24 protein-coding genes are annotated in these 20,072 nt (G+C 61.1%); 9 read left to right on the top strand and 15 right to left on the bottom strand.

The window, feature by feature from the left end; all coding sequences use genetic code 11:
* Positions 1–46: 46 nt before the first annotated feature.
* Positions 47–1,930: a TonB-dependent receptor domain-containing protein gene (locus ACQ4OE_RS25645; RefSeq protein WP_430948347.1), complete on the top strand. Its 1,884-nt coding sequence runs from the start codon at positions 47–49 to the stop codon at positions 1,928–1,930.
* 110 nt (positions 1,931–2,040) lie between these two features.
* Here ACQ4OE_RS25645 and ACQ4OE_RS25650 read toward each other — a convergent pair whose 3' ends face one another.
* The 12 genes from ACQ4OE_RS25650 to nrdR all read right to left on the bottom strand — a co-directional run bounded on the left by ACQ4OE_RS25650 (position 2,041) and on the right by nrdR (position 10,860).
* Positions 2,041–2,841, bottom strand: coding sequence for a cobalamin-binding protein (locus ACQ4OE_RS25650; RefSeq protein ID WP_430948348.1), 801 nt, complete (start codon positions 2,839–2,841; stop codon positions 2,041–2,043).
* Positions 2,841–3,260, bottom strand: coding sequence for an MFS transporter (locus ACQ4OE_RS25655; protein WP_430948349.1), 420 nt, complete (start codon positions 3,258–3,260; stop codon positions 2,841–2,843). The genes ACQ4OE_RS25650 and ACQ4OE_RS25655 overlap by 1 nt, the downstream gene beginning before the upstream one ends.
* Positions 3,257–3,874: a GTP cyclohydrolase II gene (ribA, locus tag ACQ4OE_RS25660; RefSeq protein WP_122592660.1), complete on the bottom strand. Its 618-nt coding sequence runs from the start codon at positions 3,872–3,874 to the stop codon at positions 3,257–3,259. Before ribA ends, ACQ4OE_RS25655 begins: the two co-directional genes overlap by 4 nt.
* 222 nt (positions 3,875–4,096) lie before the next feature.
* Complete coding sequence (locus tag ACQ4OE_RS25665; RefSeq protein ID WP_430948350.1) at positions 4,097–4,849, bottom strand: substrate-binding periplasmic protein; 753 nt, start codon at positions 4,847–4,849, stop codon at positions 4,097–4,099.
* Positions 4,850–4,886: 37 nt separating this feature from the next.
* Positions 4,887–5,390 carry a phosphatidylglycerophosphatase A family protein gene (locus tag ACQ4OE_RS25670; protein ID WP_007910933.1) on the bottom strand — a complete coding sequence of 168 codons (504 nt, stop codon included), beginning with the start codon at positions 5,388–5,390 and terminating at the stop codon, positions 4,887–4,889.
* Positions 5,387–6,352 (bottom strand): thiamine-phosphate kinase, encoded by a 966-nt coding sequence (thiL, locus tag ACQ4OE_RS25675; RefSeq protein ID WP_430948351.1) that lies wholly within the window; start codon positions 6,350–6,352, stop codon positions 5,387–5,389. The genes ACQ4OE_RS25670 and thiL overlap by 4 nt, the downstream gene beginning before the upstream one ends.
* 27 nt (positions 6,353–6,379) lie before the next feature.
* The gene (gene nusB, locus ACQ4OE_RS25680) at positions 6,380–6,880 is read right to left on the bottom strand and encodes a transcription antitermination factor NusB (RefSeq protein WP_122592657.1); all 501 of its coding nucleotides are present in this window, start codon (positions 6,878–6,880) and stop codon (positions 6,380–6,382) included.
* Positions 6,877–7,353 carry a 6,7-dimethyl-8-ribityllumazine synthase gene (gene ribH, locus ACQ4OE_RS25685; RefSeq protein ID WP_003228649.1) on the bottom strand — a complete coding sequence of 159 codons (477 nt, stop codon included), beginning with the start codon at positions 7,351–7,353 and terminating at the stop codon, positions 6,877–6,879. The genes nusB and ribH overlap by 4 nt, the downstream gene beginning before the upstream one ends.
* Before the next feature lie 91 nt (positions 7,354–7,444).
* Positions 7,445–8,536 carry a bifunctional 3,4-dihydroxy-2-butanone-4-phosphate synthase/GTP cyclohydrolase II gene (ribBA, locus tag ACQ4OE_RS25690; protein WP_008081846.1) on the bottom strand — a complete coding sequence of 364 codons (1,092 nt, stop codon included), beginning with the start codon at positions 8,534–8,536 and terminating at the stop codon, positions 7,445–7,447.
* A 16-nt stretch (positions 8,537–8,552) separates the two neighbouring features.
* Positions 8,553–9,218, bottom strand: coding sequence for a riboflavin synthase (locus tag ACQ4OE_RS25695; RefSeq protein WP_122592656.1), 666 nt, complete (start codon positions 9,216–9,218; stop codon positions 8,553–8,555).
* Positions 9,219–9,265: 47 nt separating this feature from the next.
* A complete protein-coding gene (gene ribD, locus ACQ4OE_RS25700) occupies positions 9,266–10,399 on the bottom strand; it encodes a bifunctional diaminohydroxyphosphoribosylaminopyrimidine deaminase/5-amino-6-(5-phosphoribosylamino)uracil reductase RibD (RefSeq protein ID WP_430948352.1) in 1,134 nt (377 codons plus the stop codon).
* On the bottom strand, positions 10,396–10,860 hold the full coding sequence (gene nrdR, locus ACQ4OE_RS25705; RefSeq protein WP_007910946.1) for a transcriptional regulator NrdR: 465 nt from the start codon (positions 10,858–10,860) through the stop codon (positions 10,396–10,398). The genes ribD and nrdR overlap by 4 nt, the downstream gene beginning before the upstream one ends.
* Positions 10,861–10,988: 128 nt before the next feature.
* Here nrdR and ACQ4OE_RS25710 point away from each other — a divergent pair, with 128 nt between their 5' ends.
* The 3 genes from ACQ4OE_RS25710 (at position 10,989) to trxA (ending at position 13,138) form a co-directional block, all read left to right on the top strand.
* Positions 10,989–11,453: a YbaY family lipoprotein gene (locus ACQ4OE_RS25710; RefSeq protein WP_122592817.1), complete on the top strand. Its 465-nt coding sequence runs from the start codon at positions 10,989–10,991 to the stop codon at positions 11,451–11,453.
* Positions 11,450–12,103 carry a class I SAM-dependent methyltransferase gene (locus tag ACQ4OE_RS25715; protein ID WP_430948353.1) on the top strand — a complete coding sequence of 218 codons (654 nt, stop codon included), beginning with the start codon at positions 11,450–11,452 and terminating at the stop codon, positions 12,101–12,103. Before ACQ4OE_RS25710 ends, ACQ4OE_RS25715 begins: the two co-directional genes overlap by 4 nt.
* Positions 12,104–12,265: 162 nt before the next feature.
* Complete coding sequence (gene trxA / locus ACQ4OE_RS25720) at positions 12,266–13,138, top strand: thioredoxin (protein WP_430948354.1); 873 nt, start codon at positions 12,266–12,268, stop codon at positions 13,136–13,138.
* Positions 13,139–13,142: 4 nt separating this feature from the next.
* Here trxA and ACQ4OE_RS25725 read toward each other — a convergent pair whose 3' ends face one another.
* On the bottom strand, positions 13,143–13,502 hold the full coding sequence (locus tag ACQ4OE_RS25725) for a hypothetical protein (RefSeq protein WP_430948355.1): 360 nt from the start codon (positions 13,500–13,502) through the stop codon (positions 13,143–13,145).
* 135 nt (positions 13,503–13,637) lie between these two features.
* Here ACQ4OE_RS25725 and ACQ4OE_RS25730 point away from each other — a divergent pair, with 135 nt between their 5' ends.
* The 5 genes from ACQ4OE_RS25730 (at position 13,638) to ACQ4OE_RS25750 (ending at position 17,805) form a co-directional block, all read left to right on the top strand.
* A complete protein-coding gene (locus tag ACQ4OE_RS25730) occupies positions 13,638–14,237 on the top strand; it encodes a DUF2796 domain-containing protein (protein WP_430948356.1) in 600 nt (199 codons plus the stop codon).
* Between the two features lie 139 nt (positions 14,238–14,376).
* Positions 14,377–15,087, top strand: coding sequence for an ABC transporter ATP-binding protein (locus ACQ4OE_RS25735; RefSeq protein ID WP_430948357.1), 711 nt, complete (start codon positions 14,377–14,379; stop codon positions 15,085–15,087).
* 1 nt (position 15,088) lies between these two features.
* Positions 15,089–16,354, top strand: coding sequence for an ABC transporter permease (locus ACQ4OE_RS25740; protein ID WP_122592648.1), 1,266 nt, complete (start codon positions 15,089–15,091; stop codon positions 16,352–16,354).
* 11 nt (positions 16,355–16,365) lie between these two features.
* Positions 16,366–16,884 carry a DUF3299 domain-containing protein gene (locus ACQ4OE_RS25745; RefSeq protein WP_430948358.1) on the top strand — a complete coding sequence of 173 codons (519 nt, stop codon included), beginning with the start codon at positions 16,366–16,368 and terminating at the stop codon, positions 16,882–16,884.
* A gap of 222 nt (positions 16,885–17,106) precedes the next feature.
* Positions 17,107–17,805, top strand: a complete 699-nt coding sequence (locus ACQ4OE_RS25750; protein WP_122592647.1) for an OmpW family outer membrane protein — start codon at positions 17,107–17,109, stop codon at positions 17,803–17,805.
* A 386-nt stretch (positions 17,806–18,191) separates the two neighbouring features.
* On the opposite strand, the gene ACQ4OE_RS25755 is transcribed toward ACQ4OE_RS25750, so the two are convergent.
* Entirely contained in the window at positions 18,192–19,124 is a 933-nt protein-coding gene (locus ACQ4OE_RS25755; protein ID WP_430948359.1) for an NAD-dependent epimerase/dehydratase family protein, read from the bottom strand.
* Positions 19,117–20,001 (bottom strand): sugar nucleotide-binding protein, encoded by an 885-nt coding sequence (locus ACQ4OE_RS25760; RefSeq protein WP_045123148.1) that lies wholly within the window; start codon positions 19,999–20,001, stop codon positions 19,117–19,119. Before ACQ4OE_RS25760 ends, ACQ4OE_RS25755 begins: the two co-directional genes overlap by 8 nt.
* Between the last annotated feature and the right edge of the window lie 71 nt (positions 20,002–20,072).

Here is a 20,072-nt window from a genome sequence, read left to right on the forward strand (position 1 = left end):
TCCCACATTTGATTTGTGTACACCCGATATTCCCCGATGGATTGCCATGAAACTCTCGCGCCTCGCCCTGCCCTTCTTCCTGCTGCCATCCGCCAACGCCTTCGCCGACACTTTCGAGCGAGACCAAGCGCTGAAGCTGCCTGACGTGCTGATCTCCGCCAACCGTCAGGTCGAAGCCCGTAACGACAGCAGCGCCGCCAACACCGTGTTCACCCGCGAAGACATTGATCGCCTGCAACCGAGCGACGTGCCGGACCTGCTGCGGCGCGTGCCGGGCGTGCAAGTGGCGCAGACTGGCGGGCGCGGCAGTCTGCCGGGCATTTACATTCGCGGAACGCAATCGGCGCAGAGTCTGGTGTTGGTCGATGGCCAGCGCATCGGCAACTCGACGTCGGGCGACAGCAATCTGCAGCATCTGAATATCGAGCAGATCGAGCGCGTCGAAGTGCTGCGCGGCTCGCGCTCAGTGATTTATGGCAGCGATGCGATTGGCGGGGTGATTCAGATCTTCACTCGCCGCGGCAGCGAACAGGGCCTGCAGCCGCGCATGCACGTCGGCTTCGGCAGCAACCAGACCTGGGAGCGCAGCCTCGGTGTGTCCGGCGGCGATGAGAAAACCCGTTTCAATCTTGGCGCCAGCCTGGATGAAACTGCCGGGATTGATCGTACGCATGAGTCGTATCCAAGCGATGGCGATCATGATGCCTACCGCAACAAATCCGTCAGCCTGAGCCTCAGTCATGCCCTGACCGGTGACATCGAAGTCGGCGCCAACCTGCTGGATAACCGTGGCAAGAGCGAGTTCGACAACCCGTTCGGCCGCTTCGACATGAATACGTTCGAATCCGTGCAACAGCAGCCCTACAGCGACTTCAATGTCAGCAGCGTCAGCAGTTATTTCGATGCGCGGGTCAATGAAACCTGGAAAACCCGCGTCGAATTCGGCCACAGCGAAAACCGCGAGAAGACCTTCGACAAGCTCAGTGACGAGCGCACCGTGTTCAATACCTACCGCAATTCGGTGAACTGGCAAAATGACCTGACCCTGGATGCGCGCAACAGCCTGATCCTCGGCGGCGACTGGTACGAAGACCGGGTCAACAGCAGCACCGCGTTTGACGAGGACAGCCGCTGGAACCGCGCAGCGTTCATCCAGCATCGTTATCAGGCCGACAGTTTCTCCACTGAACTTGGTCTGCGTCACGACGACAATCAGCAGTTCGGCAGCCAGAACACCTGGAGCGGCACGCTCACCCTGCCGCTGAACCCGGACAACGATCTTTTGCTGAGCTACAGCGAAGGCTTCCGCGCGCCGACCTTCAACGACCTGTACTACCCGGATTTCAGCAACCCCGATCTGAAGCCAGAAACGTCGAAAAGTTATGAGCTGCAGTGGCGCAGCCAGTTGACCGATACCAGCCGTCTCGAAGCCTCGATCTACCGTACGGATCTGGAAGACGCGATTATTTTCGGTAGCAATTCACGCCCAGAGAACGTCGCTTCGGCACGTATCAACGGCTTTGAAGCAGCGCTCAAGCAGGAGCTGTTCGAATGGCAGAGCAATCTGGGCGTCGCGATCATTGATCCGCGTGATCGTGATTCCGGACATACCCTGGCGCGTCGCGCACGGCGCACGTTGAGTTGGGATCTGGATCGACAGTTCGAGCAGATCGGCGTCGGTGCGAGTTGGCAAGCGGTGAGCAGCAGTTACGACGACCGGGACAATCAGCAACCCTTGGGCGGCTATGCGTTGTTCGGCCTACGCAGCAGCTGGGCGGTGAACCGTGAGATCAAGCTGGATCTGAAGGTCGATAACGTTTTCGACAAGGGTTACAGCCGGGCGAATTACAGCTATGACGGCAGCCAGTATGGGTATCGCGAGGAAGGTCGGGTGTGGATGTTTGGGGTGACCTGGACTCCAGAGCTTTGACCTGAATCTTCGGTGATCTGACTTCCCCCTTCGCGAGCAGGCTCGCTCCCACAATTTGAAATGCAATCCCCTGTGGGAGCGAGCCTGCTCGCGAAGAAGCCACCTCGGTTTCAGCGCTCAGGCGCAATCAACTGGCAGAGCTTGGCGGTGGCGCTGATCATCTGCCCGCTTGGGCGCTCAAGCCCTTTGTCAGTCACCAGCAACAGATTCCCTCGCTTCACCGCTGCCACTTGCGGCCAGGCTTTCCACGCATCGAGCTGCGCTTGATCTCCCGCCAGAATCACCTCAGGATCGCGCTGCAACACCGCCTCGATACTCACCTGCGGCGCCGGCAGACTCAGATCGCCGAAGACATTGCGCGCCCCGCACACCTCAAGCGCATCGCTGATGATCTGCCCGCCACCGACGGTGTACAGCGGTTTGTCCCAGACTTGATAAAACACACTCAGCGGCACATCCCGGCGATAGCGATGGCGTAATTCTGCGAGCTGCTCACGCAACGCCGCCGCCCGCTTCACTCCACGTTCAGGTCGGCCCAGGTGCGCGGCAATGGCTTCGATCTGGGTGGTGAGTTGTTCGAAGGAATGCGGTTCGGCGACGAAAGTCGGGATGCCCAGACGCTTGAGCTGATCGCGCTGCGCAGGTCCCACACTGCCGGGCCAGAGCAACAACAAATCCGGTTTAAGGCTCAGCAACTGTTCCATGTCGAGTTGGCCATAACGCCCAACTGACGGCACGTTGACGATCTCGGCAGGACGCTCACCGGCATCCAGCACCCCGACCAGCAGGTCAGCCGAATCCAGCTCAATGACGATTTCAGAAAGGGAAGGTGCGAGGCTCACGACCCGCAGGTTTGCCAGCACCGGAGCGGAAACGACCAGCAGCAGAACCGCCAGCCACAGACGGCGCATCAGCCGAGTTGACGCGGGATGCGGTAGAGGTAGAACAGCACTGCCGTGGACAGCGCCAGCAACATCAGCGGTACGGCTTCGAGACCGACAAACACTGCCAGCGCGCCGATCCACGCCGGCAAAGCGGCTGCAAGGAAAGCACTGCGACGACGTGCCGCGAGGGCGATCCATGCTGCTGGCTCATCAGGGGTATCGAGGGATTTTTGCGTAGCGATCAGCGCATGTTTGTAGCGGCCGAAAAACTTCAGGCTGACAAACATCGATGCCACACCGGCAATGAAGAACGGCATCGCCAGCACCGGCAAAAGCCCTTCGTCCTGGCCGAACAGAGCGTTGAGGACAAACAACGGCACCAGCGCCAGCGCCAGGTATTTCCACCAATCGACGGACAGTCGGCGCCGCACCTGACCGCGTGTCACGCCCGGTCGACCTCGCCCTGGTGCTCGTTGCCCATCATGTGGTCGAGCTTGCTGGCCTTGGTCGCCAGATAGAGTTTGTTGTGCGGGTTGTGGCCGGTGTGCAGCGGCACGCGCTCGGCGACGGTGATGCCCATGTCGGTCAAGGCTTTGACCTTGCGCGGGTTGTTGGTCATCAGGCGCAAGGATGTAACGCCCAAGTGCTCAAGCATCGGCAGGCACATGGCGTAGTCGCGCTGGTCGGCGGCAAAGCCCAGGCGCTCGTTGGCTTCAACGGTGTCGGCGCCGCCGTCCTGCAATTCATAAGCGCGGATCTTGTTGAGCAGCCCGATACCGCGACCTTCCTGGCGCAGATACAGCAACACGCCACGGCCTTCACGGGCGATGGCCTTGAGCGCGCCCTCAAGTTGCGAGCCGCAGTCGCAGCGCTGGCTGAACAAGGCATCGCCGGTCAGGCATTCGGAGTGCAACCGGCCGAGTACCGGGGCACCGTCGGCAATTTCACCCAGGCTCAACACGACGTGCTCGCGGCCGGTGGCTTCATCGAGAAAACCGTGCATGGTGAATTGCGCAAAAGGTGTTGGCAGCTTGGAAGCGGCGACAAAGACGACAGGCACCGGTGTGCTCCTGATCTAAAGAGTCTGAAAATTCGCAGGCGGGCATTGTAACAGCAGGTTCCTGCAGACGCTTAGGCTGAATTATCGGGCATAACGATCAAAAAGTTTGATAACAACCACACAGACGCTGCGGTTCCCTTGTAGGAGTGAGCCTGCTCGCGATAGCGGTCTAACTCAAACATTGATGTGGCTGACACACCGCTATCGCGAGCAGGCTCAGTCCTACAGGGGATTCGTCGCGCCCGTAGTGAAGGGATACGGCTGCTGCCACTTCTCGAAGATCGGTTTCAACTCACCACTCTTCACCAATTGCTCCATGCGCTGGTCATACAGCGCCATCAGCGCGCGCGCCTGCGGGGTGTCGGCAAAGCCAAGGTACAGCGGCAACTCGGCCAGATGCGAATAGCGATATTGCGTCGGATCCGCTGCGGTTTTCACCACGGCTTCAATCTCGGTCAGCGCATCGATGTAGTAATCCGCACGCCCCTGCTTGAGCATCGACAGAATGCCGTTACGTCGCTCGATCTGGTTGTAGCGTTTGATGTTCGGCAGGTAGTTTTCGTACCGATAGCCACGCACCCAGGCCAGTCGATACTTGCCCAGCGTCGCCTGCGTTGGCGTAGGGTTGCTGGCCAGACCCAGCGCGTAAATATGGTCGGAATCAAAATTCCACTGCGGATACAGGACCTGCCCGACTTCGTCGCGATAGGAGCCGACCAGTGCGTCGACTTCCTTCAACTGCACCAGACCGATCGAACGGGTGTACGGCACCGTGCGAATGTCCAGCTTCACGCCGGCCGGTTCGAACACCTTGCGCAACACGTCCCAACCCAGGCCATGGCCGTCGGCGGCGGTGTAGTCTTCCCAGTCTTCGCTGGCCAGGTGGATGACCGCAGGCGTCGGCGCAGCTTCCTGCGCACTGGCGACAGTGCTCAGCAAAGCAAAAACCACGAGCGCCAACCAGCGTCGAGCCATCCCTAGTCCCCTCACTTGACCCTGATATCCCTTGGAATCAGGCGAAAATCCACACCAGTCCCTGCATTGCCAGCCAAGCGAATACACCGGCCAGCACGTCGTCGAGCATGATGCCGACGCCGCCGTGAACGTGCCGGTCGATCCAGCGAATCGGCCACGGCTTGAGAATGTCGAAGAAGCGGAACACCAGGAAACCCGCGAGCAACCAGTACCAGCCTTCCGGCACCAGCCAGAGGGTGATCCACATCCCGACCATTTCGTCCCAGACGATGCCTTCGTGGTCGTGTACCCGCAGATCATCGGCGACTTTTCCGCACAGCCAGAAGCCGAACAGCATGGTGATCCCGAGCATCAGCCAGTAACCCCAGTCGGGCAGCATCTGCCACAACGGGATAAAGGGTAGCGCAACTAACGAGCCCCACGTGCCCGGCGCTTTCGGTAACGTGCCGGAGCCGAAGCCGAAGGCGAGGAAATGCCAGGGATTGCGCCAGACCGACGGCGGAACGAACTCGGCCGGTACCTGTTTCGGGTGATCTGTCACGGTGTCTCCTGAAAATGTTGATAGCCCCGGATTTGCGGGGTGATGTCGTGCCCTTCGCGATCCAGCAGCACCACGCCTTGGCCTTCGGCCACGCGACCGATCACATGGATCAGCCAGCTACTGGCCAGCAAAGCCGGCAACTCGACGGACGGTAGCGTGAACGCCAGCACGTAATCATCGCCACCGCTCAACGCCGCACGTTCGGCACCGCGCTGGCCGAGGAACGCCACTAAAGCATCCGACAGCGGTACGCGCTCGCGTTCAATTTCAAGTCGCACCTTTGAGGCCAGCGCGATGTGGCCGCAGTCAGCGAGCAGGCCATCGGAGATGTCCAGCGCCGAGGTGGCTTTGCCGCGCAGGGCCTGACCGAGAGCCAGTTGCGGCTGCGGCGACCAGTAATGAGCGAGCAGCGGTTGGGCAACATGCGCGTCAGCCTCACGCTGACCCAGCACCAGTGCTAAGGCGCCGGCGGCATTGCCCAACTCACCACCGACACAGAGCAAGTCGCCCGGTTGCGCGCCGCTGCGGGTCAACGCTTGCCCTTTAGGCACGCGACCGAACACGGTTACCGTCAGGCTCAACGGCCCGCGCGTGGTATCGCCGCCCACCAGCGCAACGCCGCAGCTCTGCGCCATGCGGTTCAGTCCACGGGCATAGGCTTGCAGCCAATCAGCGGTCACCGTCGGCACAGTCAGGGCAAGGGTAAAGGCAACGGGCGTAGCGCCCATGGCGGCCAGATCGCTGACCGCGACGGCCAGCGAGCGCTGACCGAGCAGAAACGGATCGCAGGGGTCGGCGAAATGCACACCGGCCACCAGCGTATCGGTAGAGATCGCCAACTGTTCCCCGGAAGGAACAGCGAGCAAGGCGCAGTCATCGCCGATCCCCAGAGCAACGCCCTCGCCGCCCTGCGCACAAGGCGCGGCGGCGAAGAAATTGCGGATCAGCTCAAACTCACCCATGGCTGAGACAAAGAGTTCAAGCGCCAATCAGCGCTTGAACGCCTTCACTTCAGCTTCACGCAGGCGCGGAGCCAGCTTGTCGAGTACGCCGTTGACGAACTTGTGGCCGTCGGTCGAACCGAAGACTTTCGCCAGCTCGATACCTTCGTTGATCACCACGCGGTACGGCACATCAACACGCTTGAGCAATTCCCAGGTCGACAGGCGCAGAACGGCCAGTTCAACCGGGTCCAGCTCTTCAATCGCCAGATCCAGGCATGGCGACAGGGCGTTGTCGATTTCGGTCTTGAACTGCGGAACCCCGTGAAGGATCTCGCGGAAGTAAGCACCGTCGACATCGGTGAAATCGTTATCAACGCGGAACTGCGCTTCGATCTCGTTCAGCGATTGCTTGGCCATGTGCCACTGGTACAGCGCTTGAGTCGCGAGCTGACGGGCTTCGCGACGCTTGACGCTTTTCGAGGGCTTGCCGGCATCCGCAGGTTTCGGATCGCGCGGGTTGAAACGATCGCTATCGTCGGTAATCACTTGGCCTCCAACTGCGCCAGCAGGCTGACCATTTCCAGAGCGGACAGGGCAGCTTCGGCACCTTTGTTACCGGCCTTGGTGCCGGAACGTTCGATGGCTTGCTCAATGGAATCAACGGTCAGAACGCCGAAAGCAACCGGCACGCCGAACTCCATGGACACTTGGGCCAGGCCTTTGGTGCATTCGCCAGCCACGTATTCGAAGTGCGGGGTGCCGCCACGAATGACTGCGCCCAGGGCGATGATTGCTGCGAACTCGCCTTTCTGAGCGACTTTCTGCGCAACCAGCGGGATTTCGAAGGCGCCAGGTGCGCGGATGATGGTGATGTCGCTTTCGCTCACGCCGTGGCGAACCAGGGCATCAACTGCACCGCTGACCAGGCTTTCAACCACGAAACTGTTGAAGCGGCCCACTACCAGAGCGTAGCGGCCTTTAGGGGCGATGAAGGTACCTTCGATGGTCTTCAGGGTCATTCGTCAGATCTCTTAAAGAGCCGGGACGCGTCTGCTACGCGTCCCTCAGTGATTTATTTGCCGCGAATTGAAGTCCGGAAACGACCGGTCATTATTCGGAGGGCACGTATTCTACAACTTCCAGATCGAAACCGGATATCGCATTAAATTTCATTGGCGCAGACATCAAGCGCATTTTGCGTACACCAAGGTCACGCAGGATCTGCGAACCGGCACCGACGATGCTATAAGTCGTCGGTTTTTTCGGCGCTGGCTGATCACCGGTTTCACGGATATGCGCCAGCAGTACGTCGCCATCGAGCGGGTGACCGAGCAGCAACACCACGCCGCTGCCCGCCTCGGCAACCGCAGCCATGGCGGCGCGCAGGCTCCAGCGCCCCGGTTGCTTGACCATCAGCAGGTCGCGCAGCGGGTCCATGTTGTGCACGCGAACCAGCGTCGGCTCTTCGGCGCAAACAGTGCCCAGGGTCAGCGCCATGTGCACGTCGCCTTCCACCGAATCACGATAGGTCACCAGGTTGAATTGGCCCAGTTCGCTGTCCAGTGGCTGCTCGGCAATCCGCTGAACGGTACGTTCGTGGATCATCCGGTAGTGAATCAGGTCGGCGATGGTGCCGATCTTGATGTTGTGTTCAGCGGCGAACGCTTCCAGCTCGGCGCGACGGGACATGGTGCCGTCGTCGTTCATCACTTCGCAGATCACGCCGCTCGGTTCGAAACCGGCCATGCGCGCGAGGTCGCAGGCGGCTTCGGTGTGGCCAGCGCGAGCGAGGGTGCCGCCGGCCTGAGCCATCAGCGGGAAGATGTGGCCCGGGCTGACGATGTCTTCAGCCTTGGCGTCTTTGGCGGCCGCCGCTTGCACGGTACGCGCGCGGTCGGCGGCGGAGATGCCGGTGGTCACGCCTTCGGCCGCTTCGATCGACACGGTGAACTTGGTGCCGAACCCGGAGCCGTTGCGTGGTGCCATCAGCGGCAGCTTCAACAGTTCGCAGCGCTCGCGGCTCATCGGCATGCAGATCAGGCCACGGGCGTGCTTGGCCATGAAGTTGATGTGTTCGGCCTGGCAGCATTCGGCGGCCATGATCAGGTCGCCTTCGTTCTCGCGGTCTTCGTCATCCATGAGGATGACCATCTTGCCTTGGCGGATGTCTTCAACCAGTTCTTCGATGCTATTGAGCGCCACAAGGCACCCCCTTCAGTCAGGATTTGAGATAGCCATTGGCGGCTAGAAAGCTTTCAGTGATCGTGCCGCCGGATGCCGATTCTGCAGCCTTGTCGCCAAGCAGCAGACGCTCCAGATAACGCGCCAGCAAGTCGACTTCCAGATTCACCCGGCGACCTGGCGTGTACGACGCCATGATGGTTTCGCTCAGGGTGTGCGGGATGATCGTCAGCATGAACTCGGCGCCATCGACTTCGTTCACGGTGAGGCTGGTGCCATCGACAGTGATCGAGCCTTTGTGGGCGATGTACTTGGCCAGCTCTTTCGGCGCGCGGATACGAAATTCCACGGCGCGGGCATTGTCACTGCGCGAAACGATTTCGCCGACGCCGTCGACGTGGCCGCTGACCAGATGCCCGCCGAGGCGGGTGGTCGGGGTCAGGGCTTTTTCCAGATTGACCGGGCTGCCGCTTTTCAGGTCATTCATGGCGGTGCAGTCGAGGGTTTCGCGGCTGACGTCGGCGGCAAAACCGTCGCCCGGCAGCTCAACAGCAGTCAGGCAGACGCCGTTGACCGCGATGCTGTCGCCGAGTTTGACGTCGCTCAGGTCGAGCTTGCCGGTGGCGACGTGGACCCGCACATCACCGCCCTTTGGGGTCAGTGCGCGGATACTGCCGATGGATTCGATGATGCCGGTAAACATGGGGTTCTCCTTGAGAACTAAGCCAGCGTAATAACGATGGCCGGGAATTATACGCTCGCCGAAAGGACAGGGATGGCGGTGACTCGCCAGTCATCGCCCACCGCACGAATTTCAGTGATTTTCAGCTCTGGAGCATCCTTCATATGGGCCAGCGGCCAGTCCAGCAATGGACGCGCCGTGGAACCGAGAAACTTGCCGGCGATGAAGATGACGAACTCGTCGACCAGACCGAGCTGAGCAAAAGCGCCCGCCAATCGTGGGCCAGCCTCGACCAGCACTTCGTTAACGCCGCGATTAGCCAGTTGGATCAGCAACTGCTGCAGATCGACCTGACCGTCATCACCCGGGACGATCAGGCATTCAGGGCCGTGAGCGTATTGCTCTTCGATCGCCACACACGTCGCAACCAACGCCGGGCCAGCCTTGAAGAACGGCGCATCGAGCGGCACCCGCAGACGACCGTCGATCAACACGCGCAGCGGCAGTCGGCTCATGGCCAGTGCGGTTTGCTCGCTGTCCAGACCGAGTTCGTCAGCGCGAACAGTCAAACGCGCGCCGTCGGCCAGCACGGTGTCGGCACCGGTCAGCACCACGGCGGCCTGAGCGCGCAAACGCTGAACGGCTGAACGCGCGGCCGGGCCGGTGATCCATTGGCTCTCGCCGCTTTCCATCGCCGTGCGCCCGTCGAGGCTCATGGCCAACTTGACCCGCACGAACGGCAAGCCGTGTTCCATGCGCTTCAGAAAACCTTGATTGAGCTTGCGTGCCTCAGCTTCGAGCACACCACTTTCAGTGGCGATGCCGGCATCAGCCAGACGCTGCAGACCACGACCGGCGACTTGCGGGTTCGGATCACGCATCGCCGCGACGACCCGGCTTACGCCAGCATTCACCAGGGCATCGGCGCACGGCGGCGTGCGGCCATGATGGCTGCACGGTTCGAGGGTGACATAGGCGGTGGCGCCCCGGGCGAGTTCACCGGCGGCGCGCAGGGCGTGGACTTCGGCGTGGGGTTCGCCGGCGCGCTCGTGCCAGCCTTCGCCGACAATCTGCCCGTCGCGCACCACCACGCAGCCAACCCGAGGATTGGGGTGCGTGGTGTAGTGACCTTTGCGCGCCAGTTCCAGCGCGCGGGCCATGAAGTGGGCGTCGAGGATGGCCTGCTCGGCGGCGGTGGTCATTCTTTCACCGGTTCGCGGGCGAGGCGGTCGATTTCTTCGCGGAATTCGTTGAGGTCCTGGAAGCGCTTGTACACCGACGCGAAGCGGATGTAGGCGACTTCATCAAGCTTCTGCAATTCGGCCATGACCAGTTCGCCGACGACGAGGGATTTGACCTCGCGTTCGCCGGTGGCGCGCAGCTTGTGCTTGATGTGGACCAGAGAGGATTCGAGGCGCTCGACGCTCACCGGACGTTTCTCCAGGGCGCGTTGCATGCCGGCGCGGAGTTTTTCTTCGTCGAACGGTTGGCGGCTGCCGTCGGTTTTGATCAGGCGCGGCAACACCAGTTCGGCCGTCTCGAACGTCGTGAAACGCTCGCCGCAGGCCAGGCATTCACGCCGGCGGCGCACCTGTTCGCCCTCGGCGACCAGACGCGAGTCGATGACCTTGGTGTCGTTGGCACCGCAGAAGGGACAGTGCATGGTGGCTGGCAACAAAAAAAGGGAGGGCCATGGTAGCGCATCCCGGTGGCAAGACAAGCCATAGGGTTTGCGGTATACAGAACGGCATGATCGTTTGATCCATGGATTTCATTTTGCCGGAGCATCCAATGCCGTTACGTCCGCTCGTTTTGCTCAGTCTTTTCAGCCTGCTGGTGGCCTGTGGCAGCGATGCGCCCAAGCCCCAGCCGCCGACACCCGGCCCTGCGCCACAACAGGCGCAGAAAAAAGCCAAGGAAGCCGCTGACCTCGGCCCGCTGCCGGCCTATCAAAGAGAATTGAGCGGCACCCTGCAAGGCGTGCCGGCCGGTGCCGAAGTCGAGCTGGCGCTGCTGGTGATCGATGAGAAAGATCGCCCGCAACAATTGCTCGCCAGTTCCAGCCTGATCGGCAACAACCAGGTCCTGCCGTTCCGCCTGCGCTTCAACCCCGACGCCTTCCCCGCCGGTGCGCGGGTTGAATTGCGTGGCCGCGCCAGCCAGTCCGGCCAGTTGATCCTGCACCTGCCGTCGCAAACCATCACCCAGCCGACCACTCAGGCGCTGGGCCAGCTGCAGTTTGTCAAAGCACCATGACTGCACCGCTCGACCTGCAACAGGCGTTAGGTGAGTTGCTCGGCGACGCCAGACTCAAGGTCTGTGCGTTGCCGGACACCGATTTAAAGTTGTGGCTGATCGATGGCGACAACATGGATCGCGAGTTCAGTCAGGAAGAAATTCAGCGAATCCTGCATGAGCCACCCTATTGGGGTTTCTGCTGGGCCAGTGGTCTGGCGGTGGCGCGCTATCTGGCGGAGTTTCCTGAATGGGTGCGCGGTAAACGCGTGCTGGATTTCGGCGCAGGTTCGGGGATTGCCGGGATTGCGGCGCTGAAGGCCGGGGCGCTGGAGGTGGTGGCCTGCGATCTCGATCCGCTGGCGATTGCCGCGTGTCGGGCAAATGCTGCGTTGAATAATGTCGAGATGAGTTATTCGACGGATTTCTTTGCCGAGGCGGATCGGTTCGATCTGATTCTGGTGGCGGACGTGTTGTATGACCGGGCGAATCTGCCATTGCTCGATGGGTTTTTAAGCCGTGGACGCGAGGCGTTGGTGGCGGATTCGCGGGTTCGGGATTTTCGCCATCCGTTGTATGAGCGGATTGAAATGCTTGAGGCGATGACGTTGCCGGATCTGGCAGAGCCGGAAGAATTCAGACATGTAAGCCTCTACCATGCGCGGCGCTGATTAAAAGCTTCGCGAGCAGGCTCGCTCCCACATTTGGAATGCGTTCCCCTGTGGGAGCGAGCCTGCTCGCGAAGGCGTCCTGCCAGACAACACATCTCTGCCTTCCGGCCACCCCCCGCCACGCCGTATAGTTGCCCCATCCACGCTTTGACGAGATCCCCCATGAGTGAGCAAACGCCGTACATCTTCGACGCCACGACGGCTGATTTCGACCAGTCGGTGATCGAGGCTTCTTTCAACAAACCGGTGCTGGTGGATTTCTGGGCCGAATGGTGTGCGCCGTGCAAAGCGCTGATGCCGATGCTGCAAGGCATTGCCGAGAGCTATCAGGGCGAGTTGCTGCTGGCCAAGGTCAATTGCGATATCGAACAGGACATCGTTGCCCGTTTCGGCATTCGCAGCCTGCCGACCGTGGTGCTGTTCAAGGACGGTCAACCGGTCGACGGCTTTGCCGGTGCGCAACCGGAATCCGCCGTGCGCGCCCTGCTTGAGCCGCATGTGCAAATGCCGCCGCCGGCCGCTGCCGATCCGTTCGAACAGGCGCAGACGTTGTTCGATGACGGTCGCTACGCCGATGCCGAAGCGGCGCTGGTGGTGATGCTCAATGAAGACAACACCAATGCGAAAGCGCTGATTCTGTATGCGCGCTGCCTGACAGAACGCGGCGAGTTGGGCGAAGCGCAGACCGTGCTGGATGCGGTCAAAAGCGACGAACACAAAGCCGCGCTGGCCGGGGCCAAGGCGCAGATTCAGTTCCTCGGTCTGGCGCGCGATCTGCCGGATGCTGCCGATTTGAAAAGCCGTCTGGCGCAGAATCCGCAGGACGATGAGGCGGTGTATCAACTGGCGATCCAGCAACTGGCGCGTCAGCAATACGAGGCCGCGCTCGAGGCGATGCTCAAGCTGTTCATCCGCAACCGCAGTTATGGCGAAGGCTTGCCGCACAAGACGTTGCTGCAGGTGTTTGAGCTGCTGGGCAACGATCATCCGCTGGTGACGGTGTACCGCCGCAAGATGTTTGCAGCGCTGTACTAAGCCTTCATTCGATCCAGCTGTAGAGCGGCGTATCCCCGCCGCTCACCACTTTCACGTCCGAACTGTGGCGCAAGCGCACCAGCAAACGCTTGCCTGCCACTGCGCTGCCGGTCAGCCCTTCGAGCTGATCGAGCAGATCCGGCCCGCTGAGTTGCCCGGCCTTGCGCAACAGATCCTTCGCCACCTGCCACAACGCATCGTCCTGATTCAGCGGTTTCGCCGCTGGCACCGACGTGGCCGCTTCAGGCTGGGCGACCGGAGCCTGCCCATTCAGCGCCGAACCGAGCTTCGCCCAGTCGCTGTCATCCAGTTCCACTGTCAAATCCACCGGCACGTCGCCGACGGTTCCACGTATCCGCAACATTACGTTCGCTCCCGCACATTTCTGACCTGCATGCTCCCACGGGACTTGTGCAACGCCAAGCGCACGGGCAAACTCTGCGGACTTTCGTTATAAGATTACATAACAAACTCTTCATTTTACTTTTCGGAGACCACCATGCGTCGTCTGCTGCTCGCTTTGCCGTTTGCCCTGTTGCCGCTGGCCATCGCCCACGCTGCCGATGAACATGACCACGATCACGACCATGAACACGGTAGCCTCGGCGCGCATGAACACGGCGTCGGTCGTCTGAATGCAGCGCTGGATGGTCAGACCCTGGAACTGGAGCTGGAAAGCCCGGCGATGAACCTGGTCGGTTTCGAACACGTCGCGACCACGGATGCCGACAAGGCCAAGGTTGCTGCCGCCCGCGCGCAGTTGGAAAACCCGCTGGCCCTGTTCAGCCTCCCGGCCGCCGCCGGTTGCAAGGTCGCCAGCCAGGAACTGGAAAGCCCGCTGTTCGGCGACAAGCCGGATGCCGATGATCATGACGAAGATGAAGCCGACAAGGACGGTCACGAGCATCATCACGACCACAGCGAAATCCACGCGCACTATCAATTCACCTGCGCCGCCCCGGGCGCGCTGAAGACTCTGGATCTGGCGAATGTGTTCAAAACCTTCCCGGCGACGCAGAAGATTCAGGTACAACTGATCAGCGCGAACGGCCAGCAAGGCACTGAAGTGACGGCCAAGGCTGCTGCCCTTAAATTCTGATAACAGCGAAAATCCCCTGTGGGAGCGAGCCTGCTCGCGATAGCGGTGCATCAGTCGATATCGGTGTCGACTGTCAGATTGCATTCGCGAGCAGGCTCGCTCCCACAAGGGTTCAGCGTCCAACCATGAAACTGGTGCCATGACCCAAGCACTCATCGAACTGTCCGACCTGGGCTTCAGCTGGCCCGGCCATCCTCCGCTACTGGACATCCCGGCGTTTCGTCTGGAAGCCGGCGAAACGCTGTTTCTCAAAGGCCCCAGCGGCAGCGGCAAGACCACCCTGCTCGGTTTGCTCGGCGGCGTGCAGAGACCAGATCGCGGCAGCATTCGCTTGCTTGGCCAGGAGCTGACCGAACTTTCCGCCGGCGCCCGCGACACCTTCCGCGTTGATCACACCGGCTACATCTTTCAGCAGTTCAACTTGCTGCCGTTTCTCTCGGTACGCGAGAACGTCGAGCTGCCGTGTCACTTCTCCAAGCTGCGCGCGCAACGGGCGAAGCAACGCCATGGCAGCGTTGATCAAGCCGCCGCCACTCTGCTCGCGCATTTAGGTTTGAAGGATGAAAGCCTCCTCAGTCGTCGCGCCGATTCGCTGTCGATTGGTCAGCAGCAACGCGTCGCCGCCGCCCGCGCCTTGATCGGTCAGCCAGAGTTGGTGATCGCCGACGAACCCACCTCGGCGCTGGATTATGACGCCCGGGAAAACTTCATTCGCCTGTTGTTCGCCGAATGCCGCGAGGCCGGTTCGAGTCTGTTGTTCGTTAGCCACGACCAGAGCCTGGCGCCGCTGTTCGACCGTCACCTGTCCCTGGCCGAACTCAATCGCGCCGCCACGTCTGCCGAGGTCTGAGATGTATCTGTTTCGTCTGGCCATGGCCAGCCTGGCCAACCGCCGCTTCACCGCGCTACTCACCGCTTTCGCCATCGCCCTGTCGGTGTGCCTGCTGCTCGCCGTCGAGCGAGTGCGCACCGAAGCCAAAGCCAGTTTCGCCAGCACCATCAGCGGCACCGACCTGATTGTCGGCGCGCGCTCGGGCTCGGTGAACTTGTTGCTGTATTCGGTATTCCGCATCGGCAACGCCACCAACAACATTCGCTGGGACAGTTTCGAACACTTCGCCAACAACCCGAAAGTGAAGTGGGCAATCCCGATGTCCCTCGGCGATTCCCATCGCGGCTACCGCGTGATGGGCACCACCGAAGCCTATTTCGAGCATTACCAGTACGGTCGCCAGCAGCATCTGCAACTGGCCGACGGTCGTGCGTTTGCTACCGATCCGTTTGAAGTGGTGCTCGGTGCAGAAGTCGCCGATGCGCTGCATTACAAGCTCGGCGACAAACTGGTGCTGGCCCACGGCGTGGCGGCGATCAGCCTGGTCAAGCACGACGACAAACCGTTCACCGTGGTCGGCATTCTCAAACGCACCGGCACCCCGGTCGACCGCACGTTGCACATCAGCCTCGGTGGCATGGAAGCGATTCACATCGACTGGCACAACGGCGTGCCTGCGCGGGGCAATGGGCGGATCAGCGCCGATCAGGCACGCAATATGGACCTGACACCGCAAGCGATCACCGCGTTTATGCTCGGCCTCAACAGCAAGATTTCCACGTTTGCGCTGCAACGCGAGATCAACGAATTCCGTGGCGAACCAATGCTGGCGATTTTGCCGGGCGTAGCGTTGCAGGAACTATGGAGCCTGATGAGCACCGCCGAAAAAGCCTTGTTCGTGGTTTCGTTGTTCGTGGTGCTGACCGGGCTGATCGGCATGCTCACGGCAATTCTCACCAGCCTCAACGAACGTCGGCGCGAGATGGCGATTCTGCGTTCGGTCGGCGCGCGGCCCTGGCACATCGCGAGTCTGTTGGTGCTGGAAGCATTCGCTTTGGCGCTGACCGGAGTGATCGCCGGGGTTGCATTGCTGTACATCGGTATCGCCGCTGCGCAAGGTTACGTGCAGGCCAATTACGGCCTGTACCTGCCGCTGGCGTGGCCGAGTGAGTATGAATGGACGCTGCTCGGTGGCATTCTGGCGGCCGCGCTGCTGATGGGCAGCGTGCCGGCCTGGCGTGCGTATCGCCAATCGTTGGCCGATGGTCTGTCGATCCGTCTATGAGGATGTTCACCATGCCCCGCGCCTTGCTTGCGCTGCTGTTGCTGGTTGCCCTGCCCGTGTGGGCCGCGGCGCCGAAAGACCTGACGTGGTCGGAAATGATCCCGCCGGACGCCGCGCCGGAAGTGCCGAATATGACCCCGCTGCACGACCTGTCGAAGATGGGCGATGCGTTGTCCGCCGAGTCCGCGCCAGCGGCGAAGCAGGACCTGCCGAACGCGCCGGTGGTGCAATCACTAGACGGTCAGAACATCCGTTTGCCGGGCTATATCGTGCCGCTGGAAGTCAATGAAGAGGGGCGTACCACGGACTTCTTGCTGGTGCCGTACTTCGGCGCCTGCATCCACGTACCGCCACCGCCGTCGAACCAGATCGTCCATGTGAAGAGCGAGTTGGGTGTGAAGCTCGATGAGCTGTATCAGCCCTACTGGATCGAGGGGCCGTTACAGGTCAAGGCGTCGAGCAGCGAGCTGGCGGATGCCGGGTATCAGATGGAGGCGGACAAGATTTATGTGTATGAGCTGCCGGAGTAAACCCGGCGGAGTTGTGTTGATTGATCCATCGTCTTCGCGAGCAGGCTCGCTCCCACAGGTGATCACATTCCAGGGTGGGAGCGAGCCTGCTCGCGAATAGGCCCTCGAAGGTTCCACAAAAACCCGCCCCTTCACTGTTTCATTGAGCTGCGTCAAAAGACCGTATCAGTGGGCTTCGTACCATAGGACATCAGACACTTTTAACGTCCTTTTGGAGCCCCCATGAACAAGTCCTTGCTCAGCGCCTCGCTGTTTGCCCTCGCGCTCGCAGCCCCGCTCGCCCACGCCCACGAAGCCGGTGACATCCTCATCCGCGCCGGCGCGATCACCGTCAACCCGAAGGCCGACAGCTCCAGCGTCAAGGTCGATCAGGGTCCGTTGAGCGGCACCAATCTGGGCGGCAAGGCGACCATGAGCAGCGACACTCAACTGGGTCTCAACTTCGCCTACATGCTCACCAACAACATCGGTATCGAGTTGCTCGCGGCCACCCCGTTCGAGCATGACGTCAAGCTCAAGGGCACTGCCCTGCCTGCGGCCAACGGCAAGCTCGGCACCCTGAAGCACTTGCCGCCGACCCTCAGCGTTGTCTACTACCCGCTGGACTCGAAGTCGGCGTTCCAGCCGTATGTCGGCGGCGGCATCAACTACACCTGGATCTATGACGAACACGTCGGCAGCGAAGCGCAGACTGCAGGCTTCAGCAACTTCAAAGCGAAAAATTCCTGGGGTCTGGCCTGGCAGGTCGGCGCGGATTACATGCTGACCGACAACATCATGCTCAACGCCCAAGTGCGTTACATCGACATCGATACCCGCGCCACTGTCGAAAACAACGCCGTCGCACCGGGCACTCGCGCACGGGTGAACGTGGATGTCGATCCGTTCATTTACATGGTCGGTTTGGGCTATAAGTTCTAAGCTGATTTTTACCGAACGTTCACGTGGTGGTGAATGAGGCTTGGTGGTGAGCAGGCAGAGAACTGACGGCGACCGTACGCAGTTGATCGGGGGATAACCTCCCCTCGCCACAGGAAGGCGACAAATTCCGGCCGTGAAAAAGGCGCCTGTCAAAGGGCGCCTTTTTCATGTCTGCCTGGAATGCGTGGTGAGTTTGTGATCCATCCCCCTCACCCCAGCCCTCTCCCCCAAGGGGGCGAGGGGGAAAGGGAGCCGATTTGTGTGTTCTTCAAAATCTCAGCTCGACTCGGTATTTCACGTCGGCGCAACTCGAAAGTACACCTCGATCAGTCCCCTCTCCCTTGGGGAGAGGGTTAGGCGGGCGGCGTTCCGATGAGGGGCTCTTTTCAGGAACGACCGAGCAACCGCGCCAAACCCACGCTCATCGGCGTCTGCTCAGGCAACTTGAACCGCTCCAGCAAGCGCGCATTGTTCGCCCGCGAATGACGGATATCACCGGAACGCGCCGGACCGTAGCTGACCGGAGGCAATTCACCCACGACCGTCTCCAGCGCCGCGAGCATTTGCTTGAGGTTCATCGACTCATTCCAGCCAACGTTGACCGCGCCCACTTCTACTTCAGGCTTTTCGATCGCCTGTACCAGCACATGGACCAGATCTTCAACATAGAGGAAATCCCGCGTTTGCTCACCGTCACCAAACACGGTGATCGGCAAGCCTTTCTGCGCGCGCTCGCTGAAGATGCTGATCACCCCGGAATACGGCGAGGACGGATCCTGACGCGGGCCGAAGATGTTGAAGAAACGGAAGATCGCCGGCTCCAGGCCGTGCTGGCGGCGATAGAAATCGAGGTAATACTCGCCGGCCAGTTTGTCCGAGGCATACGGCGTCAGCGGCGCTTTCGGCGTGTCTTCGTCAATCGACTGGCCTTCGCCGTTGTTGCCATACACCGCCGCGCTGGAGGCGTACAACACGCGCTTGACGCCGGCCTGACGCATGGCTTCGCAGACATTCAGCGTGCCGATGAAATTGCTCTGGTGAGTCTTCACTGGCTCATCTACCGAGGCCTGCACTGAAGCCACTGCAGCCAAGTGCGCTACGGCGCTGCAACCCTGCATCGCTTGCGCCACCAGCGCAGCATCGGCAACGTCGCCGACGATCAGCTCGACCTTGGAATTGTCCAGCGGCAGATTGGCGCGTTTGCCGGTCGACAGGTCATCAAGGATTCGCACCGAATGGCCCTTGGCGAGCAAGGCATCGGTCAGGTGCGAGCCGATGAAACCGGCGCCGCCGGTGATTAAAACAGGGCCTTCAGCCATGGCGATAAAACCTATCCAGTAATGCCGGGAGCGCGGCACGCCAAGCGCGCGGCTTGATCCCGAAAGTGTGCAGAATTTTCTTGCAGGCCAGCACCGCGTGTTGCGGTTCTTCGGCAGCGTCCGGACGCGCGGCGTGAGCCTGGGCGGTCGGGGCCTCGATGGCCAGGGCGTGCAGGCTGCGCGCTTCGGTCAGAATCGCCTGACCCAGCGCCAGCGGCGTGGTCGCCTCGTGGCCGGCGTAGTGATAAGTGCCCCACAGCGGCGCCGCGCAATCGAGTTGCTTGAGCACCGAAATGATCACCCGTGCAGCATCGTCGACCGGGGTCGGATTGCCACGGCGATCATCGGCCAGCAGCAATTCTTCCGGTTGCTCGGCGCGGGCGAGGAAACGCCCAAGGGTGCCGTCGGCGCTGTCATCGAGCAGCCAGCCGAAACGCAACAACACATGCTGCGGGCACGTTGCGCGGACGCTTTGCTCGATCCGCCACAGCGCCTGACCGCGCAGACCCAGCGGCACCGGTTCGTCTTTTTCGCTGTAAGCAGTCGCACGCGAGCCGTCAAACACCCGATAACTGGAGGGCTGCACGAGGACGATGTTGTGGTGCTGGCACAGTTCGGCCAAACGCTCGATCGCGCGCTCTTGCCCGGCCATCCGGGTTTCGCTGACGGCCTCGGCCTGGAACCAGTCGAAATAATAGGCGAGGTTGATCAACGCATCGGGACGGGTGTCGTCGAGCAATTGGGTCAGGCTCGCGGCATCCCAGCCGTTTTCGGGCGGGCGGGGGGCGAGGAAACCGATGTCTTCCTCTGCACCGAGGCGAATCAGCGCCTGCCCAAGGGCATTTCCGCCGCCCAGTAACATAAGGCGCATTCGCATAGAGTCAGCAGGCCCAGTCTGATTGGAACGATGGCTTGAGCGACGGATCTTGTGGAAGCGTCGCCGATAAT

The sequence above is a fragment of the Pseudomonas sp. WC2 genome (assembly GCF_050586545.1).
Taxonomy (GTDB): Bacteria; Pseudomonadota; Gammaproteobacteria; order Pseudomonadales; family Pseudomonadaceae; genus Aquipseudomonas.

Excerpts from the sequence above, each read along its gene's own strand:
- ACQ4OE_RS25645 (WP_430948347.1), top strand. The coding sequence starts at position 47 with ATGAAACTCTCGCGCCTCGCCCTGCCCTTCTTCCTGCTGCCATCCGCC.
- ACQ4OE_RS25650 (WP_430948348.1), bottom strand. The coding sequence starts at position 2,841 with ATGCGCCGTCTGTGGCTGGCGGTTCTGCTGCTGGTCGTTTCCGCTCCG.
- ACQ4OE_RS25665 (WP_430948350.1), bottom strand. The coding sequence starts at position 4,849 with ATGGCTCGACGCTGGTTGGCGCTCGTGGTTTTTGCTTTGCTGAGCACT.
- thiL (WP_430948351.1), bottom strand. The coding sequence starts at position 6,352 with ATGGGTGAGTTTGAGCTGATCCGCAATTTCTTCGCCGCCGCGCCTTGT.
- ribH (WP_003228649.1), bottom strand. The coding sequence starts at position 7,353 with ATGACCCTGAAGACCATCGAAGGTACCTTCATCGCCCCTAAAGGCCGC.
- ACQ4OE_RS25695 (WP_122592656.1), bottom strand. The coding sequence starts at position 9,218 with ATGTTTACCGGCATCATCGAATCCATCGGCAGTATCCGCGCACTGACC.
- ribD (WP_430948352.1), bottom strand. The coding sequence starts at position 10,399 with ATGACCACCGCCGCCGAGCAGGCCATCCTCGACGCCCACTTCATGGCC.
- nrdR (WP_007910946.1), bottom strand. The coding sequence starts at position 10,860 with ATGCACTGTCCCTTCTGCGGTGCCAACGACACCAAGGTCATCGACTCG.
- ACQ4OE_RS25710 (WP_122592817.1), top strand. The coding sequence starts at position 10,989 with ATGCCGTTACGTCCGCTCGTTTTGCTCAGTCTTTTCAGCCTGCTGGTG.
- ACQ4OE_RS25715 (WP_430948353.1), top strand. The coding sequence starts at position 11,450 with ATGACTGCACCGCTCGACCTGCAACAGGCGTTAGGTGAGTTGCTCGGC.
- trxA (WP_430948354.1), top strand. The coding sequence starts at position 12,266 with ATGAGTGAGCAAACGCCGTACATCTTCGACGCCACGACGGCTGATTTC.
- ACQ4OE_RS25725 (WP_430948355.1), bottom strand. The coding sequence starts at position 13,502 with ATGTTGCGGATACGTGGAACCGTCGGCGACGTGCCGGTGGATTTGACA.
- ACQ4OE_RS25730 (WP_430948356.1), top strand. The coding sequence starts at position 13,638 with ATGCGTCGTCTGCTGCTCGCTTTGCCGTTTGCCCTGTTGCCGCTGGCC.
- ACQ4OE_RS25735 (WP_430948357.1), top strand. The coding sequence starts at position 14,377 with ATGACCCAAGCACTCATCGAACTGTCCGACCTGGGCTTCAGCTGGCCC.
- ACQ4OE_RS25740 (WP_122592648.1), top strand. The coding sequence starts at position 15,089 with ATGTATCTGTTTCGTCTGGCCATGGCCAGCCTGGCCAACCGCCGCTTC.
- ACQ4OE_RS25745 (WP_430948358.1), top strand. The coding sequence starts at position 16,366 with ATGCCCCGCGCCTTGCTTGCGCTGCTGTTGCTGGTTGCCCTGCCCGTG.
- ACQ4OE_RS25750 (WP_122592647.1), top strand. The coding sequence starts at position 17,107 with ATGAACAAGTCCTTGCTCAGCGCCTCGCTGTTTGCCCTCGCGCTCGCA.
- ACQ4OE_RS25755 (WP_430948359.1), bottom strand. The coding sequence starts at position 19,124 with ATGGCTGAAGGCCCTGTTTTAATCACCGGCGGCGCCGGTTTCATCGGC.
- ACQ4OE_RS25760 (WP_045123148.1), bottom strand. The coding sequence starts at position 20,001 with ATGCGAATGCGCCTTATGTTACTGGGCGGCGGAAATGCCCTTGGGCAG.